Source organism: Rhodococcus tukisamuensis NBRC 100609 (genome assembly GCF_001894985.1).
Classification (GTDB): domain Bacteria; phylum Actinomycetota; class Actinomycetes; order Mycobacteriales; family Mycobacteriaceae; genus Rhodococcus_G; species Rhodococcus_G tukisamuensis.
In genome coordinates, this window is record NZ_BCXG01000014.1 from 79,839 (window position 1) to 96,639 (window position 16,801).

The 16,801-nt window shown below is 68.0% G+C and carries 18 protein-coding genes; 9 read left to right on the plus strand and 9 right to left on the minus strand.

Annotated elements, in window-relative coordinates:
- Positions 1–27 precede the first annotated feature (27 nt).
- The 7 genes from RT2_RS15730 (at position 28) to paaK (ending at position 6,110) form a co-directional block, all read left to right on the plus strand.
- Complete coding sequence (locus RT2_RS15730) at positions 28–819, plus strand: enoyl-CoA hydratase-related protein (RefSeq protein WP_072845733.1); 792 nt, start codon at positions 28–30, stop codon at positions 817–819.
- A gap of 81 nt (positions 820–900) precedes the next feature.
- Complete coding sequence (gene paaA, locus RT2_RS15735) at positions 901–1,854, plus strand: 1,2-phenylacetyl-CoA epoxidase subunit PaaA (protein WP_072845734.1); 954 nt, start codon at positions 901–903, stop codon at positions 1,852–1,854.
- Positions 1,851–2,156, plus strand: a complete 306-nt coding sequence (paaB, locus tag RT2_RS15740) for a 1,2-phenylacetyl-CoA epoxidase subunit PaaB (RefSeq protein WP_072845735.1) — start codon at positions 1,851–1,853, stop codon at positions 2,154–2,156. Before paaA ends, paaB begins: the two co-directional genes overlap by 4 nt.
- 48 nt (positions 2,157–2,204) lie before the next feature.
- Complete coding sequence (paaC, locus tag RT2_RS15745; protein WP_072845736.1) at positions 2,205–3,122, plus strand: 1,2-phenylacetyl-CoA epoxidase subunit PaaC; 918 nt, start codon at positions 2,205–2,207, stop codon at positions 3,120–3,122.
- A 1-nt stretch (position 3,123) separates the two neighbouring features.
- The gene (gene paaD, locus RT2_RS15750) at positions 3,124–3,648 is read left to right on the plus strand and encodes a 1,2-phenylacetyl-CoA epoxidase subunit PaaD (protein ID WP_072845737.1); all 525 of its coding nucleotides are present in this window, start codon (positions 3,124–3,126) and stop codon (positions 3,646–3,648) included.
- Positions 3,649–3,650: 2 nt separating this feature from the next.
- Complete coding sequence (paaE, locus tag RT2_RS15755; RefSeq protein WP_072845738.1) at positions 3,651–4,748, plus strand: 1,2-phenylacetyl-CoA epoxidase subunit PaaE; 1,098 nt, start codon at positions 3,651–3,653, stop codon at positions 4,746–4,748.
- 66 nt (positions 4,749–4,814) lie between these two features.
- Entirely contained in the window at positions 4,815–6,110 is a 1,296-nt protein-coding gene (gene paaK, locus RT2_RS15760; RefSeq protein ID WP_072845739.1) for a phenylacetate--CoA ligase PaaK, read from the plus strand.
- A 76-nt stretch (positions 6,111–6,186) separates the two neighbouring features.
- Here paaK and RT2_RS15765 read toward each other — a convergent pair whose 3' ends face one another.
- The 3 genes from RT2_RS15765 to RT2_RS15775 form a co-directional block, all read right to left on the minus strand.
- Entirely contained in the window at positions 6,187–6,795 is a 609-nt protein-coding gene (locus RT2_RS15765) for a TetR/AcrR family transcriptional regulator (protein ID WP_072845740.1), read from the minus strand.
- Between the two features lie 179 nt (positions 6,796–6,974).
- Positions 6,975–7,757: an SDR family NAD(P)-dependent oxidoreductase gene (locus RT2_RS15770; RefSeq protein ID WP_072845741.1), complete on the minus strand. Its 783-nt coding sequence runs from the start codon at positions 7,755–7,757 to the stop codon at positions 6,975–6,977.
- Positions 7,758–8,342, minus strand: coding sequence for a cupin domain-containing protein (locus RT2_RS15775; RefSeq protein WP_169888394.1), 585 nt, complete (start codon positions 8,340–8,342; stop codon positions 7,758–7,760).
- Positions 8,343–8,450: 108 nt separating this feature from the next.
- Between RT2_RS15775 and RT2_RS15780 the strand changes: the two genes are divergently transcribed.
- Positions 8,451–9,353 (plus strand): LysR family transcriptional regulator, encoded by a 903-nt coding sequence (locus RT2_RS15780; protein ID WP_072845743.1) that lies wholly within the window; start codon positions 8,451–8,453, stop codon positions 9,351–9,353.
- Between the two features lie 144 nt (positions 9,354–9,497).
- On the opposite strand, the gene RT2_RS15785 is transcribed toward RT2_RS15780, so the two are convergent.
- Entirely contained in the window at positions 9,498–10,826 is a 1,329-nt protein-coding gene (locus tag RT2_RS15785) for an MFS transporter (protein ID WP_245709482.1), read from the minus strand.
- Between the two features lie 169 nt (positions 10,827–10,995).
- Here RT2_RS15785 and RT2_RS15790 point away from each other — a divergent pair, with 169 nt between their 5' ends.
- On the plus strand, positions 10,996–11,622 hold the full coding sequence (locus tag RT2_RS15790) for a helix-turn-helix domain-containing protein (protein WP_174556719.1): 627 nt from the start codon (positions 10,996–10,998) through the stop codon (positions 11,620–11,622).
- 22 nt (positions 11,623–11,644) lie between these two features.
- Here RT2_RS15790 and RT2_RS15795 read toward each other — a convergent pair whose 3' ends face one another.
- The 5 genes from RT2_RS15795 to RT2_RS15815 all read right to left on the minus strand — a co-directional run bounded on the left by RT2_RS15795 (position 11,645) and on the right by RT2_RS15815 (position 16,625).
- A complete protein-coding gene (locus RT2_RS15795) occupies positions 11,645–12,553 on the minus strand; it encodes a LysR family transcriptional regulator (protein WP_072845745.1) in 909 nt (302 codons plus the stop codon).
- A gap of 58 nt (positions 12,554–12,611) precedes the next feature.
- On the minus strand, positions 12,612–13,145 hold the full coding sequence (locus RT2_RS15800; RefSeq protein ID WP_072845746.1) for a 2,4'-dihydroxyacetophenone dioxygenase family protein: 534 nt from the start codon (positions 13,143–13,145) through the stop codon (positions 12,612–12,614).
- A gap of 39 nt (positions 13,146–13,184) precedes the next feature.
- On the minus strand, positions 13,185–14,243 hold the full coding sequence (locus tag RT2_RS15805) for a 2,3-butanediol dehydrogenase (RefSeq protein WP_072845747.1): 1,059 nt from the start codon (positions 14,241–14,243) through the stop codon (positions 13,185–13,187).
- A gap of 254 nt (positions 14,244–14,497) precedes the next feature.
- On the minus strand, positions 14,498–15,307 hold the full coding sequence (locus tag RT2_RS15810; protein WP_072845748.1) for a DUF8176 domain-containing protein: 810 nt from the start codon (positions 15,305–15,307) through the stop codon (positions 14,498–14,500).
- Between the two features lie 31 nt (positions 15,308–15,338).
- Positions 15,339–16,625, minus strand: a complete 1,287-nt coding sequence (locus RT2_RS15815) for an insoluble domain protein (protein ID WP_139191251.1) — start codon at positions 16,623–16,625, stop codon at positions 15,339–15,341.
- Between the last annotated feature and the right edge of the window lie 176 nt (positions 16,626–16,801).

Genomic DNA, 16,801 nt, shown 5'->3' on the forward strand with positions numbered 1-16,801 from the left:
TATCCCACTGACAGGAGGCGTTATTCCATGAGCGGCATCGAGACGGTCGGGCTGACCACGACTGCGGGCCTGGCGACGATCACCCTGCGCCGGGTCGACGCATCCAACGCGCTCGATCGCGCAGTGAAGGAACAGTTGTCGGCTGCGGTCGAGGCGGTGGCCGCGGACCGAACGGTGCGCGCGGTCCTCCTCGAGGCCGAGGGCAGGAACTTCTGCGTCGGTCAGGATCTCGCCGAGCATGCCGCGGGCCTGGCGGCGGACCCCGCACGGGCGATGGACACCGTCGGCGCACACTACAACCCGCTGCTCACTGCGCTCGCCGCGGTGCGCGTACCGGTGGTCGTCGCGATCAACGGCGCGTGCGTGGGGGCAGGGCTGGGCATCGCGCTGGCAGGAGACATCCGCATCGCCGGGGAGGGCAGCAGGTTCGCCACCGCCTTCACCGGGATCGGACTGGCGGGCGATTCCGGATTGAGCCACACACTGGTCGAGATGCTCGGTCCGAGCCGTGCGACGGGCCTGCTGATGCTCGGCGACCGATTCTCGGCGGCCCAGGCCCTCGAGTGGGGTCTGGTCCACCGGGTCGTGCCCGACGGCGACCTCGCCGACGCGGCCCGGGCGCTGGCGCGTGAACTCGCGGCCGGACCGACCGCGGCCCACGTGCACGTGAAGCGCCTCGTGTCCGCGTCGTCCGCGGGCCTCACCGAGGCGCTCGAGCGTGAACGCGAGGCGCAAGAAGACCTGGGCCGCTCGGCGGATCATCGCGCCGCGGTCGACGCCTTCCTCGCCAAACGCGCACCGGCCTTCGAAGGCCGCTGACCGCGCCGCGCGTGCTTGTGCCGCGCGTCACTTCCATGCATACTCCCACCGACCGATCATTCGGTATTAGAAGCAGGACATATGACCTCGTCTATCGCAGAAAATGAGCTCCAGAGCCACTTCGAGGCGACCATCTCGGCCGACCTGCGAGTCGAGCCGCGGGACTGGATGCCCGAGGGTTACCGCAAGACCCTGATCCGGCAGATCGCGCAGCACGCACACTCCGAGATCATCGGCATGCAGCCCGAGGGCGCATGGCTCACTCGGGCGCCGTCACTGCGCCGCAAGGCGATCCTGACGGCGAAGGTACAGGACGAGGCCGGGCACGGCCTGTATCTGTACTCCGCGGCGGAGACACTCGGCGCCGACCGCGGCGACCTCACCGACAAGCTGCTCGACGGCCGGCAGAAGTACTCGTCGATCTTCAACTATCCGACCCTGACCTTCGCCGATGTCGGCGTGATCGGTTGGCTCGTGGACGGTGCCGCGATCTGCAATCAGGTTCCGTTGTGTCGCAGTTCCTTCGGGCCGTACGCGCGGGCGATGATCCGGGTGTGCAAGGAGGAATCGTTCCATCAGCGGCAGGGGTACGAGCTGCTCATGACGATGATGCGCGGCACCGACGCCCAGCGCGAGATGGTGCAGGAGTCGGTCGACCGCTGGTGGTGGCCGGCCCTGATGATGTTCGGCCCGCCCGACGACCGATCGCCGAACTCGGAGCAGTCGATGAAGTGGCGCATCAAGCGACACACGAACGACGAACTCCGCCAGCGGTTCGTCGACATGTCGATACCGCAGGCCGAAGCACTGGGCGTGACGTTCCCGGACCCGGATCTGAGATGGAATGCCGAGCGCGGTGCGTACGACTTCGGCGAACCCGACTGGAGCGAATTCATGCAGGTGATCGCCGGGAACGGTGCGTCGAGCGTCGAGCGCATTGCCAACCGCCGGGCCGCGCACGAGAACGGTGCCTGGGTACGCGAGGCCGCTACCGCCTTCGCCCGCCGGGCGAGCACGAAGGAGAACGCACGATGAATGCAGCCGACCGAGTCACCAGCGCCGACTGGCCGTTGTACGAGGTATTCCTCCGCGGCAAGCGCGGACTCAATCACGTCCACGTCGGTTCGCTGCACGCCGCCGACGACGAGATGGCGCTCAGGCACGCCCGCGACGTGTACACCAGGCGCAACGAAGGCGTGAGCATCTGGGTGGTGCAGTCGAACTCGATCGCGGCATCCAGTCCGTCCGAGAAGGATCCGTACTTCGCGCCCAGCGGCGACAAGGTCTACCGCCACCCCACCTTCTACGAGATCCCCGACAACGTTCCCCACATGTGAACCGGCCGGCTCGCTCGCGCGGCCGTCCACAATCTTCGAGGATGCACTATGACCGACCACGACCACGCCTACGACGGCCTTGTCGACGAGGACAGCCACGGCCAGTGGGCCTTCGGCACCAGCTTCGACGACCCACTGGCCGGCGTCGACACCACGGTCCCCGACGACGTCGATCTCTCGGCGCTGGCCACCTACTGTCTGATGCTCGGCGACGATGCGCTGATCAGTTCGCAGCGACTGACCGAGTGGGTCACGCGTGCACCGGAACTCGAGGAGGAGGTCGCTCTCGCCAACGTCGCGCTCGACCTGCTCGGCCAGGCGCGCCTTCTCCTGGCGCGGGCGGCCGCGGCCGATGCGGCCGTCGTGCCCCACGTCTCCGACACGGCACAGATTCCGGGCGAGGATGCGCTCGCCTTCTTCCGCGACGAGAACCAGTTTCGCAACGTCCGACTCGCCGAGATCGGCAACGGCGACTTTGCGCAGACCGTGATTCGCCTGCTGGTGTTCTCGACGTGGCGACTAGCACTCCTCGACCGGCTACGGGAGTCCCGTGATCCGGTCCTTGCCGCCGTGGCCGTCAAAGGCGTCAAGGAACTCACCTACCACCGCGACTACGCCGCCCGGTGGGCCGTCACACTCGGTTGCGGCACAGCCGAATCGAAGGCGCGGATGGAATCGGCCCTCGACGGTGTCTGGCCGTACGTCGACGAGCTCTTCGTTCCCACCAGCGAGGAACGCGCGCTCGCTGCGGTGGGTGTGGCGGTCGATCCCGGCGAACTACGGGAGGAGTTCGACACGGTTCTCGGTCAGGTGTTGCACGCTGCCGAACTGTCCGCGCCGACCGGCCGCGTCGCCGGCACGGTGGGAGGACGCGCGGGCCGTCAGGGCCTGCACAGCGAAGCGCTCGGACTACTCCTGGCCGAGATGCAGGTGGTCGCCCGGGCACATCCGGAAGGCGTGTGGTGACATGTCCGCTTCCACACACGCCGAGCTGCACGTCCGCGACGCGCGGCGCATCGCGGAGTCGGTTCCCGACCCCGAGATGCCGATGCTGACCCTCGCGGATCTCGGTGTCCTGCGCGATGTCGAGGTGGGAGCAGACGGTGCCGTGGTCGTGACCATCACCCCCACCTACTCGGGTTGCCCCGCCATGGCGACGATGCGCGACGACATCCGGCACCGCCTGCAGCTCGCGGGCTTCCCGTCGGTCGAGGTGAGGACCACGCTCTCGCCTCCCTGGAGCACCGACTGGATAAGCGACGAGGGACGTCGGAAACTGCACGAGAACGGCTACTCCACTCCTGGCCCGGCTCCACGCCGCGGTGCGGGCCCGGTGCCGTTGACTCTCACCGCGGCGCCTCGGACGATCGAATGCCCGCGGTGCGGTGGCGCCGACACCCGCCTCGACTCCGAATTCGGGGCGACACTGTGCAAGGCCCTCTACCGGTGCCTCGATTGCCTGGAGCCCTTCGATCATGTGAAAGAGATCTGAACATGGACACTGTGGACACCACGAAACCCGCTGTCTCGAACCGCAACAGGACCTTCCACACCCTCACGGTCGCAGATGTGGAGGCGCTGTGCGACGACGCCGCCGCCGTCACCTTCGAGATTCCTGCCGATCTTTCCGGGGAGTTCGCGTTCGGCGCCGGCCAATCCCTCACGCTCCGTCGCACCGTGGACGGCGTCGAGCACCGCCGCTCGTACTCCATCTGCGCCCCAATCGGTTCCAGCCCCCGCGTCGGGGTCCGCGAAGTCGCCGACGGGCTCTTCTCGAACTGGTTGGTCCACGAGGTACGCCGGGGCGACAGGATCGATGTCCAGCCCCCTTCCGGATCGTTCGTCGCCGACCCCGCCGCCGGTGGCCGGCACGTCCTGATCGCGGCGGGCTCCGGGATCACCCCGATGCTCTCGATCGCCGCGACGATGCTCGTCAACCCCGAAACCGAAGTGGTTCTCCTCTACGGGAATCGGCGCACGCGTTCGGTGATGTTCGCCGAGGAGATCGCCGACCTCAAGGATCGATACAGTGCGCGCTTCCATGTCGTCCACGTCCTGTCTCGGGAGCCCCGTGAGGTGGAACTCTTCACCGGCCGTCTCGACGCCGACCGGCTCCGCGCGATCTTCGGCGCCGTGGTGCCGATCGCCGGTGTCGATCATTTCTGGTTGTGCGGGCCGTACGGCATGGTCACCGATGCCGAAGTCGTACTCGGCGAGCTGGGCGTCGACCCGAAGCGTGTCCACCACGAACTGTTCTATGTCGACGACGTGCCCCCTCCCGCGGCCCGCCACCGTGAGGAGGGGGTCACCGGCCCCAGCAGCGAGGTCACCCTCGTCCTCGACGGACGCTCGACCACCGCGACGTTGCCCCGGGACGAGACGATCCTCGACGCAGCAGAGAAGTACCGATCGGATCTGCCGTTCGCCTGCAAGGGCGGAGTGTGTGGAACCTGCCGCGCGAAGGTCACCCACGGAGACGTCGACATGCGGCGCAACTATGCGCTCGAGGACTACGAGGTCGATGCCGGCTTCGTCCTCACGTGCCAGAGCTATCCGGACAGCGCCGACGTGACCGTCGACTTCGACGCCTGACCGCCTGGCCCGGCCCTTCACCACATCGACCCCAGTCGCGCCCGACCGCGGCACCCGGAGACCACTATGACCAGCACCGTCACCCCGTCACAGGACATCGAATTCGCAACGCGCGACCGCATCTCGTCCCTGCAGCTCGAGCGCCTCCAGTGGTCGCTGCGCCACGCCTACGAGAACGTCCCGCACTACCGGAAGGCGTTCGACGACGCCGGGGTCCACCCCGGCGATCTGAAGGACCTCGGCGATCTCGCGAAGTTCCCGTTCACCGCGAAGGCAGATCTGCGGGACAACTACCCGTTCGGGATGTTCGCAGTGCCACAGGATCACGTGTCACGAATTCACGCATCGTCGGGAACGACGGGACGTCCCACCGTGGTCGGGTACACCGCTACCGACCTCGACAACTGGGCCGACCTGATCGCGCGGAGCCTTCGCGCCGGCGGCGTGAAGCCGTCCGACAAGGTCCACGTCGCCTACGGGTACGGGCTGTTCACCGGCGGACTCGGCGCCCACTACGGCGCGGAAAGGCTCGGCTGCACGGTCATTCCGATGTCGGGAGGGATGACCGAGCGTCAGATCCAGCTGATCGAGGACTTCCGTCCGGATGCGATCATGGTCACCCCGTCGTACATGCTCACGATCGTCGATGCGATGCTCGCCAAGGGAATCGATCCGGCCCGGACATCACTGCGCACTGGCGTCTTCGGAGCGGAGCCGTGGACCGAGGAAATGCGCGGCGAACTCGAGCAACAGCTGGGCATGGACGCGGTCGACATCTACGGACTGTCCGAGGTCATGGGCCCTGGGGTCGCGATGGAGTGCGTGGAAACCAAGGACGGCCTTCACATCTGGGAGGACCACTTCTACCCGGAGGTGATCGACCCGGTCACCGGCGAGGTGCTGCCCGACGGCGAGGAGGGCGAACTCGTCTTCACCTCGCTCACCAAGGAGGCGATGCCGATCGTTCGCTACCGCACCCGCGACCTCACCCGACTGTTACCGGGCACTGCGCGCACGATGCGCCGCATGCAGAAGGTGACCGGCCGAACCGACGACATGATCATCCTGCGCGGAGTCAATCTCTTTCCGACCCAGATCGAGGAACTCATTCTCGCGGTAGCCGGTCTGGCCCCCCAGTTCCAGTGCGTTCTCGACCGGCCCGGCCGAATGGACGAGCTGACCGTCCGCGTCGAGTCCCGGCCGAACACCTCGACCCTCGAGGCCGACCGTCAGGCCGGCAGGCTGCGGCAGTTGGTGAAGGACCGCATCGGTGTCACCGTCGCCGTGGAGGTCCTGTCCCCGGGGAGCCTGGACCGATCGATCGGCAAAGCACGTCGCCTGATCGACAATCGACCTTCCTGAAAAAGGTTGGGGCGCCTCGGATCCGATCCGAGGCGCCCCGTCTTGTCGGTACGTCCGTCACCGGGAACCCCCGGGGTCAGGCCCTCATCCCGTCGAAGGTCAGCGCGACTACCGCATCGGCGAGCTCGGAGACCGATTCACCCCCGCGCGGCCGGTACCACTCGATCAGCGAGTTGACCATCCCGAATACCAGCCGGCTCGTGAGCGCCGGGTCGATCCCCGGCCTGAGGTCGCCTTCCTCGGCGGCGGCCACCACCAGATCACTGACGAAGGCATCGAATTCCCGTCGGCGTGCGAGGGCACGTCGCTCGACGGCCGTGTTCCCACGAACCCTGAGAAGCAATGTCACGTAGGGAAGCTCGGTCACGAGCACCTCGACGCTTCGCCGCACGAGGTACTCGAGTCGATCGATGGACCGACCGCTGGTCACCTGATCCTCGGTCGTGACCGCGAAGAGCGCGTTGAGGGCCCGGGCCAGCGCGAGTTCCAGGAGCTCCGCCTTGCCGGATACGTGGTGATAGATCGACGACTTCGTGATGCCGAGCCGCTGAGCGAGCGCCTCCATGCTGGTGCCGTCGTAGCCCTTGTCGTTGAACACCTTCACCGCAACGGCAAGCAACGAGTCGAGATCGTATCCCGGTCGCCCGGGCGACCCCGTTCTTCGGACTGGACCTGCCGCCGCCATCTCGCGCGTTCCTTCCAGGACGTGGGCACCCGCCTCAGAACGTGCGGCTCGACGTCAGCCTACCGAAGGTTCGGTAATCACCGTGGGCCGACCGCGAGATCGGGATGTCCCCGGGCACGACAACGACCACTCCCCCCGCGCGATGTGCGCGGAGGGAGTGGTCGTGCCGGGATCCGGGGCTACGGGAGCACCGCGCCGCCGTCCACGTGCAGAGACTGCCCGGTGACGTTGGCCGCGTCGGCCGAGAGCAGGTACGCGACGGCTCCGGCGACGTCCTCGACGGTCTGCGGGCGCTTCATCGGGATGAGCTGGTCGACCATCCCGCCGAAGATCTGCTCGGGCGCCACCCCGGCGAGAGCCGGGTCGTGCTCGGCGAGCCAGCCGGCGGACTGTCGCCACATGTCCGTCCAGATCAGGCCGGGCAGAACCGCATTGACGCGAACGGAAGGGGCGAGCGCACGGGCCGATGACTGGGTCAACGCCAGCACGGCCGCCTTCGACGAGCCGTACGCGGTCAGCAACTCGTGCCCGTTCCGGGCCGCGATCGAGGAGAAGTTGACCACGGCCCCTTCACGACCACGCGTGGCCAGCTCCGCGGCGAAGGCCTGGATGGCGAAGAAGACCCCACGGACGTTGACCGCGTACGTCTTGTCCCAGGTGTCCACGTCGAGTGCGTCGTACTGCCGGAATCCGCCGAGCCCGGCCACGTTGACGAGACCGTCGAGGTCGTCGTGCGCGGCGAAGGCTTCCGCGACGGCCGCCCGCAGCGCACCCACGTCGCAGATGTCCACCACGTGGGTGGTCACTGTCACCCCGCGGGACCCCACTGCGACAGCGGTTTCCGCCAGCCGCTCCCTGTCGATGTCGAACAGTGCCAGACCCCGGCCGTCGGCGGACATCCGTTCGGCGACACCGCGCCCGAGGCCGCCTCCGGCACCCGTGACGAGGACCGCGCCCGCCATCTAGCGGCCCGTCCGAGCAGGCAGGTGCGCGACCGCATCGTTCGCCGCGGCGAGGTCGTAGAGCAGCTCGTGCGTGATGACCCCGGCGACGGTGCCGTCCTCGTTGTACCCGACGATCGGCCCGTGGAAGATGCCGAACATCAGGGACTCCACCTCCTGCTTGGGCAGATGCACGATGCCGGACGGTTCGTAGATGTAGTGGTTGGGGCCGATGGATTCGGCCTCGCCCTCGTACGCCCAGCGGCCGAAGATGTTGAACGCCTCCGCGGCGCCGCAATGCATGTGCAGCGGCGCCTGCGCGTTCTCCGCCACGTACAGCAGGATCGAGGCCGCACCGGTGGTCTCGTTGATGTTCAGGAGCTTGAAAGACGTACCCGGCATCGGGAACGGGGTCCACGGGATGTCGTCGCAGTTGTTGACCCGGGAGGCGAGGCTGAGCGTCGGCCCGGTCACCAGGGAGCTCGCGCGAGCGAAGACCTCTGCGACCGGAGCGTTGGACTGCGGGTCGATCTCGGGACCCGTCAGTTGCGGGCGGATCGGATCGACCACACGGGCATCGTCATGGTGAGTGGCGTTGACAGACATCGGATTTCCTCCTTGATTCGGGGACCCACCCATGCTCCGATGTGGCGGCCGTCACGTCCATGACGTATTCTCGCCCGATCGTTAGACGAATACCTAAGGTCGTGCACGATGGATCTGAACCTACGGCTCGTGCGCTACTTCGTGACTGTCGCCGACGCCGGGACCTTCACGAAAGCAGCTGAGCAACTGCACATTGCGACGCCGTCACTGAGTCAGCAGGTACGCAAGCTCGAAGAGACACTGGGCGTCTCACTGCTCGAGCGTGACCACCGCGGAGCTCGCCTCACCGAGGCCGGGCAGGACTTCCTCGAAGAGAGCCGGGCGCTGTTGGCCGCCGCCGAATCTGCGGTCGGCGCGGCCCGTCGCCACAAGCGCAGCTCGTCCGGGAAGGTGCGCCTCGGATTCCTGGCCGGCGGCGCCGGGGAGCTGACCCGTCCGATTGTCGACGAGTTCCATCGACGAGAACCCGAAGTGGAACTGGAACTGACACAGCTGGCGTGGGGGGACGAGCTGTCGGCGTTGACCTCCGGTCGGGTCGACATGGTCGTCGCCCGCCCGCCTCTCGAGTCGCACCCCCGGCTACGCCGGGTCGTTCTGTTCGAGGAGCCTCGTGTCCTGCTGATGGCACACGACCACCCGCTGGCCCGCCGGCGGAAGCTACGGATCGTCGACCTCGCCGACGTCGTCCAGGTGGACACCCGCGAGGGGACCCGGGACTGGCGCAACTGGTGGTCGATCGATCCGCGGCCGGACGGCACACGTCCCACCTACGGCCCCATGGTGAACAGCATCGAGGAGATGGTCCAGGTCGTCGCGACCACCGATGCGGTTGCGATCACCGGCGCAGGGGTGGCCAGCCTGTTCCGGCGAACGGACACCACCGCACGACCCATCGTGGACGCCGCACCGTCGACCGTCGAACTCGTTTTCCTGGCCTCGGACCTGCCCCGTGCCGTCGAACGTTTCGTGGCGGTTGCGCTCGGGCTGAGTGCAGTCCTCGGCACCCGCTGACCCTCCGTGGGAACTTCTCGAAGTTGGCGCGCGCGGCGTCATTGCGACGCAAGGGTTCCCGCAGATCATCGGGCGATCTGACGCGGATCGGGCTCCAGCTCGCGGGCCGCGACTCCGACGATCCCTGACAGCACGCCCTCCGCATCACCGACCCGAACCGGAGACGGAGTCCGCGACGGGGCGCGATGCCTGCGCGACGACGAACAGAAAGAGCCCACAGGCGGTGACGAGAAGCCAGGCGGGGCCTGACGCGTGCGCGAATTGCGCCGGACCGACGCCGGAGACAATGCTGCCTGCGACGGCGATACCGACCGCCGCACCGAACTGGCGAGCAGTGGATGTGATCGCGCCGGCGACACCGGCGCGATCCGGCGGGAGCCCGCCGACCGCGGTGTTGGTGATCGGGGCATTGGCGAAACCGAAACCGATGCCAATGAGCAGATAGGCCGTCAGGAGCCATATGACTCCGGTGCCGCTGTCGAGAGCGAGAAGCAACAGTCCCCCGGCCGTGATGAAGCCGCCGGCCAGCGCGAGGGGTGGTCTCGGTCCGAGGCGCCCGACCAGGTGGCCCGACAGTGGTGCACACACGGTCGCCCCGAGGGCGAGGGGCAGGGTGGCCGCGCCGGCGGCCAGCGGCGTCAATCCGCGGGCCTGTTGCAGATACAGCGTGCTGATCAGCAACGTCACGTTCAGCGCGACGAACACTGCCACCGCCCCCACCACCGCACTGGTGAAGGCCGGCCTGCGAAACAAATGCAGATCCATCAACGGCTCGGGTCGGCGAGATTCGAGCCTGCCGAACGCGACTGCCGCACCGGCGACGCCGGCGTACGCGGCCAGCGCCGCCGGCGAAACCCAACCGATTCGCGGCCCCTCGATCAGCACGCCGACGGACACACCGACAATGACCGCGAGCAGGGCCTGACCGGGCACGTCCAGGCTCCGGGGCTGCTGCGCTCGCGACTCCGGCACGAACACCGCGCTCAGCACCAGAGCGATCACGATGATCGGCGCGTTGATCCAGAACGCCGATCGCCAGCCCCAAACCGAGATGAGCGCACCACCCACGACGGGCCCCACCGCCATGCTGAGCCCGAAGACCGACGCCCAGACACCGATGGCCCGTGCCCGCTGCTTCGGATCGGAGAACGCATTCACGACGATTGCAAGGGCCACGGGGCTGAGCATCGATCCGCCCACACCCTGAACAACGCGGGCCGCGGCGAGCGCGCCGAGCGAAGGGGCGAGTGCGCAGGCCAACGAGGCGACCGCGAACACCGCCAATCCGAGTTGGAACACCCGCCGTCGTCCGAATCGGTCGGCCAGCGCCCCGGAAGAGATCAGGAGGCCGGCAAGGGCAAGGGTGTACGCATCCACGATCCACTCGAGGCTGCGCACGTCCGCGCCCAGGTCCTGCCCGATCGCGGGCAGGGCAACATTGACGACTGTCGTGTCCATCCCCACGACGAACATGCTCGAACAGCAGACCGCCAGCACCGTCCACTGTCGACGCGGGCTCAACCCCGGTGGGGCGAGGAGTGTCGTCTCGTTCGTCATCTGCCGTACCCGGCGGTGTCTGTCCATCCCCGAATGGTCGCGGCGTGGCCCGCCGACGGCCCAGCGATTTTGCGAAGACCGCAAAATGGTGGTCGTGGACGGCGACGTGGAACGGATCATCGACGACATCGGCCCCCGGCTGCGCAGACTGCGCAACGACCGAGGCCTCACCTTGGAGTCCCTGTCGGCCGAGACCGGGATCTCCGTCAGCGCGCTGTCCCGGCTCGAGTCCGGCAAGCGCCGGCCCACCCTCGACCTGCTGATTCCGCTTGCGCGCGCACATCGCGTCGCGATCGAACAGCTGATCGCCGCGCCTGCCACGGGAGATCCCCGTGTCCACCTCACCCCGATCCGCAAACGCCGCGGCACCACCCTGGTACCGCTGACGCAATTCCCGGGCCGCGTGCAGGTGTTCAAGGAGGTGCTCGCCCCCCGCGAGCCGAAGCTGGTGACCCACGCCGGCTACGAGTGGCTGTACGTCCTGGCGGGCGAACTGCGCCTCATCCTCGGTGAGCGCGAATTCATCCTTCGCCCAGGCGAAGTCGCCGAGTTCGATACCAGTGAGCCGCACTGGTTCGGCCCCGGGGACTCGAACGCAGTCGAGATCCTGCACCTGTTCGGACCGCGGGGCGAACAGGCTGTCGTCCGCACGCGATCACCAGCCGCGCCCACCCCGGAGGCCGAATTCCACCGCGCCGATCGCACGACGTGAGCGCGTGGACGAAGCCCGAGCTTCACCCCACTGGCCGCTCGAGCGCTACCTGGCGACAGGCCTCACCGATCGCATCCTGAAGCGTTGCCAGCTCCGGCCTGCGGTTGCCTTCCAACGTGCACAGGGTGACCACGCTCGGGCTGATGTCCTCGATCGGCACGAAGCTGACCAACGGATGGCGGTAGTACATGGGCAGCGACGCCGGCGTGGTGGCGACCCCTGCGCCGGCGGCGACCGCTTCGAGTAGTTCTTCCACGGTCGACACCGCAAGGCTCGGTTCGGCTCGGGTGCCGTCCGGCCGCGGGTTCACCATCCAGAAGTCGGTCCATTCCGGCGGCCCGCCGCTGCTGCTGATGAACGGCTCTGCGGCAATCTCGGCGAACCGGATCGACTCCCGGGCGGCCAACGGGTGGTCGTGCGCAAGCACGGCCACCCGTCGCTCGGACAGAAGTCGCCGGCGCCGGACTCCCTCGGCAGGAAACGGTTCGCGAACGAAGACCGCGTCGATGTCGCCGGCCAGCAGTGGCGCCAGTTGTTGGCTCCACTCGAGATGATGCAACCTCACCTGCAGATCCGGATCGGCGGAGCGGAGCCGATCCAACACGGCCGTGGTGAGCTGACCGGCACCGGTTGCCATGAACCCGATGTCGATGCTGCGACGGCCCAGGCGGACCGATTCACGCCACCGCAGAAGGCTCTCGTTGGCGGCCACGACGGCGCGTGCCTGCGGGATCAGCGCGCGCCCGGCTTCGGTCAGCTCGACGTGTCGGGAGTTGCGTTCGAAGAGCAGGAAACGCAGGTCCTTCTCCAGCCGGGACACCTGCTGACTGAGCGCCGGTCCGGTCATGTGCAGCTGCGCGGCGGCGCGTCCGAAGTGCAGCTCGTCTGCCACGGCGAGGAAACACCGAAGCGCCTGCGGCGAGACATACATGCTTCACCTCGCACACCATCGGTTGGAGAATCGGCTGTCAGGTTAGCCGATTCGGCGGCTACCCGATCGCCTGGGCGTGCATGTCCTGAGACGGATCGGTGGCGTAGTCGACCAGTTGGAGCTTCTCGACGGCGCCGTTGTCACGCGCCATGTAGTAGTGCAGTCGGGCGTCGGCGACGACCCCGAGTCCGCCGTCGGGCAGGTAACCGGCGATCGGGCCCTCGACCATGGCGAGCATGACGCAGCCGTCCGGGGCAATCGGCGTGTGCACGGCGCCGGCTACCTCGCAGGTGTACATACCGGCCATGCCGGGATCGTCCTCCTCGTAATAGAATCCGCCTTCCAGTAGATATGCCTGCACATTTCCCATATGCCAATGCGGAGTGGCAACAGTTCCGGGATCCACTTTCAGAATGAGCGTGAATGCGCCGGACACGAGGTTGCAGTACAGAAGCTTGAATTGCGTTCCGGGCATCAGCCAGTCGGTCCACGGAATGTCGTCGGGGTCGACGAATTCCTTTCTGGCACCCTTCGGCGTGACGCCGGGGTCGGTCATCCAGAATGTCGGTCCGAGGTTCGAGGCAGCGGTCATGGGCTTCTCTTTCTATTCCGTGGTTGGGGTTTCGGTCCGTCAGCCGACTGCGGTCATGTCGACCAGGATCTTGATGGCTGTCTGGTCCTTGAGCGGACCGAACCCGTCGGTGATGAGGTCCTCGAATGCGATCGTCTGCACCCAACTCTCCAGCGGGTACGCCCCCCGAGCCATGAGCTCGATGGTCTCCGGGTAGTCGCGGCAGTACGCGATGGAGCCGACGATCTCGCACTCGTTGAACAGGATCTCGGTGGGGTTGAACTCGACCGGCTTCTGATGCACCGCGACGACCACGACTCGGCCGTGTCGAGCCGTCGAGCGGACTGCGTTCAGGAAAGTGGCCGGCACGCCGGCAGTCTCGAACGACCTCGCGACACCGGCTCCATCGGTGTGCGCGCGCAGTTCCGCGACGACATCCGTCTCATTGGGATCGATGACCTTCGTCGCTCCGACAGCTTCGATCGCCGCGCGCCGGGCCGCCGACGGCTCGATCACGGTGATGTCCTCGATGCCTATGGCCCGCAACGCCAGAAACACCCCGATTCCGATGGGACCGGCCCCATGAACCGCGACACTGTTCCCCGGCGCGACATCGCCACGATGCACGGCGTGCAGGGCCACGGCGAGGGGTTCGATCAATGCCCCGTCCCGGGTGCTCATCCCGTCGGGAAGCCGATAGACGTGATCAGCGTCGACGACCGCATACTGTCCGAGTCCACCCCCACCCGCCCAGCTGTAGCCGACTGCGGCGATGCTGCTGCAGAGGTTGTACGAGCCGGCCAGACAGGCCGCGCATCGTCGACAGTTGACGGTGGGCTCTACCGCCACAGCGTCGCCGACCGACAACCCGTCAACCTCTGAACCTATCGCCACGACCTCGCCGGAAAACTCGTGACCGAGGACGACAGGGACGCTCACCCCAGTGAGAGGATGCGGCGTGATCGGCGCCATCATGGGCGCGTGGTAATACTCGTGCAGATCACTTCCGCACAGGCCGTTGAAATGAACTCGAACTTTTACCTGACCAGGACCTGCAATAGGCTCCGGAATATCGTCGAAGCGAATATCCCCAACTCCGTGATAGCGGGCTGCCTTCATTCTTAGAACTCCCATGTTCGAGACTCATACAGGTTCCGACGTGATGTGGACAACAATCGCACCGGGCGGGTAGGGAAGTCCAGGTACTTTCTTTCGTGTATCGATAAGCCGCGCTTACCGATCGGAAAAAGGTCGAGCGGCCGACACGGACGGTGGAACGGCCTTCGCCGAAGACGACGTCACGGTCCCAGTGCAGCCGGTTCTCGATTCCCCAGGGACCTCGGATCCAGGCCGCGGCCTGTTGTGGATCGGTCTCATTGCCCCTCCCGCCTGCTGATTGCGGTGATGACCTCGCCCGTGGGTGACCCGGACTTGCCGACGGTGGTGACCGCCTGCCGGTACCGGGTGGTGGCGCCGTCCGGGCGACGCTCGAACAGGTCGACCGCGTATGCGCCCTCCCCCGTCCGTTTGACCACGACGCAGTGCGTCGTGCCGACCGGGATCGACTCCGTGATTCCCCGGGTCAGGACCTCCGCGGATCCGACCCGCGCGTTCTCTGCCACGAAGGTCCGGGCCTTGGCCCCGTCCCGTGCCCCGTAGTAGGCGTCCTCGAACCCCGCGATCGCGGCCGCCCCCGGATCCGGCGAGTCCACGGTGGCGGGCTCGCCCGGGGCGAGTCCCGCACACCACAGATCCTCCGCCGACGCGGGAACCGTTGCCGCCCAGCCTGATTCGTCGGCGCCAACGCCCACTCCGGACTGCTCGGCTGCCGCGACCGCGGAGTCCTCGCTCGGCCCGGACCGGTCCCCGAGGGTCACCGCCGCGAACACCCCACCGGCGACGAGGAGTGCCACAGCAGCAATCGCCGGGACACCCCGGCGCCGTCGACGAGTGGACGCCGCCAGCGGCCCGGACACCGACCCTGCGACATAGGCGGTCAGCTCGCCCTCGGCCGGCGGCACCCGCTCGGGCCCGTCCGATGAATCCGCCTGTGACGCTTCCACGCTCGCCGCATCGATCGCGCCAGCGCGCGGCTTGGCGCCGCCGCCACCGACATCCGGCGTGGACTCCGCGGCCGCGAACCAGTCGTCGCGGACGCTCTGCCAGGTCGGACGCGTACCCACGCTGCCGGAACTCCCCTCCCCGCCGCGACCGCTAGGCCAGGCCCGCGCGCACGGCCGTCAGGACCTCTTCGACCTGGCCGCCCACCGGGCCGACCGGCGAATTCACGACGGCCGATTCGAGCGAGGTCACTCGCTCGAGCCCGCCGGGCTGCGAGATCGCCACGGTCCGTACGACATCGACCCGACCGGTCACGGCGCCGGCCACGTCCTGCGCCACCCGCGGCGCCGCGTCGGCGACGACGCGCACGCCATCGACCACCTCGGGACCACCGGGCCCGGCCTCGACCTTCGCCACGACCGCCCGGGTCTGCTCGGTGACCGCATCGGTGTCGATCACGACCGGAGCGGGCGCGGCCGGCTCCGGTGTGGAGGTCGGGGTCAGGTCGACTAGCGGCTCGCCGTCGACGTCACCGGCGCCGAACGCGGTGCCGGCCGCGCCGCCGACGAGCCCACCAGCGGTGCCTCCGACGACGGCGGCCGGAATGCCCAACACCGCGGCGCCGGCCGCGGCACCGATTCCCGCACCGGCGACGGTGCCCACCGTGCCACCCGGAACCCAGCCGACACCCGGTAGCACCACCCCACCAATCGCACCGCCCGAGAGTCCGCCGATCGTGCCGCCGATGAGAGCGCCGGGTACCGCACCCACCACCGCCGCCGGCGCACCCAGAGCGGTGCCGCCGGCCAGCGCCCCGCTCGCCGCGCCCGCAGTGGTCGCCGCCGCCACCTTCTGCGCCCGCTCCGGCTCGAAACCGACGGACTTCCAGAAGGTCGCGACCTGCGACTCCGCGATGGCGAACTGGTTGTTCGTGCGCTCGAGGTCGTCGTCGCTCAGCCGCACCGTCTGCTGGTCGACCATGAAGTCGCCCGCGCGCAGCATGCTCTTGGGCGCCTGGATCGGCGCGACCGTCTCCACCGCCGTCGGCAGGTGCAGCACCTGCGGTTCCTCGTACACAGGCTCGCCGTACCCGGCCGGCTGCTCGTACCCGGGCACGTCGTACGTGCTCGGCGCCTGGTACGGCTGGTACTCGATCTGCTGGTACTCCGTCGGCGGCGCCACCCAGTACTGACGCGGCGCCGGCTCGGGTTCCGGCACCGGCGCGGGCTCCTCGGCGGGCGCCACTCCGGGCTGGTCGGCCTCGGCCGTGACCACACCGGGTTGCGACTCCTCCGGTACCGAAACGCCGGGTTGCTCCGTCGGCGCGGCGACTGCCACCCCGGTGCACACGATCGTGATCGCGAGCGGAACCGCCCCCGCCAACGTCGCTCGCTGTACGCGTCGGCGCCGATTTCGCACGCCGAATTCCCTGTCCTGCATGATCCCCCCTGGATCTGTCCGGACGCTCCTGTGTCGGGAGGGAGCGTCGCGCCGACGGTCGTCCGACGGCGGCTGCTCCTCATCTCTCGCCGCCGCGGACCTTTCGATCTGCGGCGCCCGCGAGTCGCGAACCGGGCCCCCACCCAGCCCGCGACGAAAGCGAATACTAAGCGACA

Excerpts from the sequence above, each read along its gene's own strand:
- RT2_RS15730 (WP_072845733.1), top strand. The coding sequence starts at position 28 with ATGAGCGGCATCGAGACGGTCGGGCTGACCACGACTGCGGGCCTGGCG.
- paaA (WP_072845734.1), top strand. The coding sequence starts at position 901 with ATGACCTCGTCTATCGCAGAAAATGAGCTCCAGAGCCACTTCGAGGCG.
- paaB (WP_072845735.1), top strand. The coding sequence starts at position 1,851 with ATGAATGCAGCCGACCGAGTCACCAGCGCCGACTGGCCGTTGTACGAG.
- paaC (WP_072845736.1), top strand. The coding sequence starts at position 2,205 with ATGACCGACCACGACCACGCCTACGACGGCCTTGTCGACGAGGACAGC.
- paaD (WP_072845737.1), top strand. The coding sequence starts at position 3,124 with ATGTCCGCTTCCACACACGCCGAGCTGCACGTCCGCGACGCGCGGCGC.
- paaE (WP_072845738.1), top strand. The coding sequence starts at position 3,651 with ATGGACACTGTGGACACCACGAAACCCGCTGTCTCGAACCGCAACAGG.
- paaK (WP_072845739.1), top strand. The coding sequence starts at position 4,815 with ATGACCAGCACCGTCACCCCGTCACAGGACATCGAATTCGCAACGCGC.
- RT2_RS15765 (WP_072845740.1), bottom strand. The coding sequence starts at position 6,795 with ATGGCGGCGGCAGGTCCAGTCCGAAGAACGGGGTCGCCCGGGCGACCG.
- RT2_RS15770 (WP_072845741.1), bottom strand. The coding sequence starts at position 7,757 with ATGGCGGGCGCGGTCCTCGTCACGGGTGCCGGAGGCGGCCTCGGGCGC.
- RT2_RS15775 (WP_169888394.1), bottom strand. The coding sequence starts at position 8,342 with ATGTCTGTCAACGCCACTCACCATGACGATGCCCGTGTGGTCGATCCG.
- RT2_RS15780 (WP_072845743.1), top strand. The coding sequence starts at position 8,451 with ATGGATCTGAACCTACGGCTCGTGCGCTACTTCGTGACTGTCGCCGAC.
- RT2_RS15785 (WP_245709482.1), bottom strand. The coding sequence starts at position 10,826 with ATGTTCGTCGTGGGGATGGACACGACAGTCGTCAATGTTGCCCTGCCC.
- RT2_RS15790 (WP_174556719.1), top strand. The coding sequence starts at position 10,996 with ATGGTGGTCGTGGACGGCGACGTGGAACGGATCATCGACGACATCGGC.
- RT2_RS15795 (WP_072845745.1), bottom strand. The coding sequence starts at position 12,553 with ATGTATGTCTCGCCGCAGGCGCTTCGGTGTTTCCTCGCCGTGGCAGAC.
- RT2_RS15800 (WP_072845746.1), bottom strand. The coding sequence starts at position 13,145 with ATGACCGCTGCCTCGAACCTCGGACCGACATTCTGGATGACCGACCCC.
- RT2_RS15805 (WP_072845747.1), bottom strand. The coding sequence starts at position 14,243 with ATGAAGGCAGCCCGCTATCACGGAGTTGGGGATATTCGCTTCGACGAT.
- RT2_RS15815 (WP_139191251.1), bottom strand. The coding sequence starts at position 16,625 with ATGCAGGACAGGGAATTCGGCGTGCGAAATCGGCGCCGACGCGTACAG.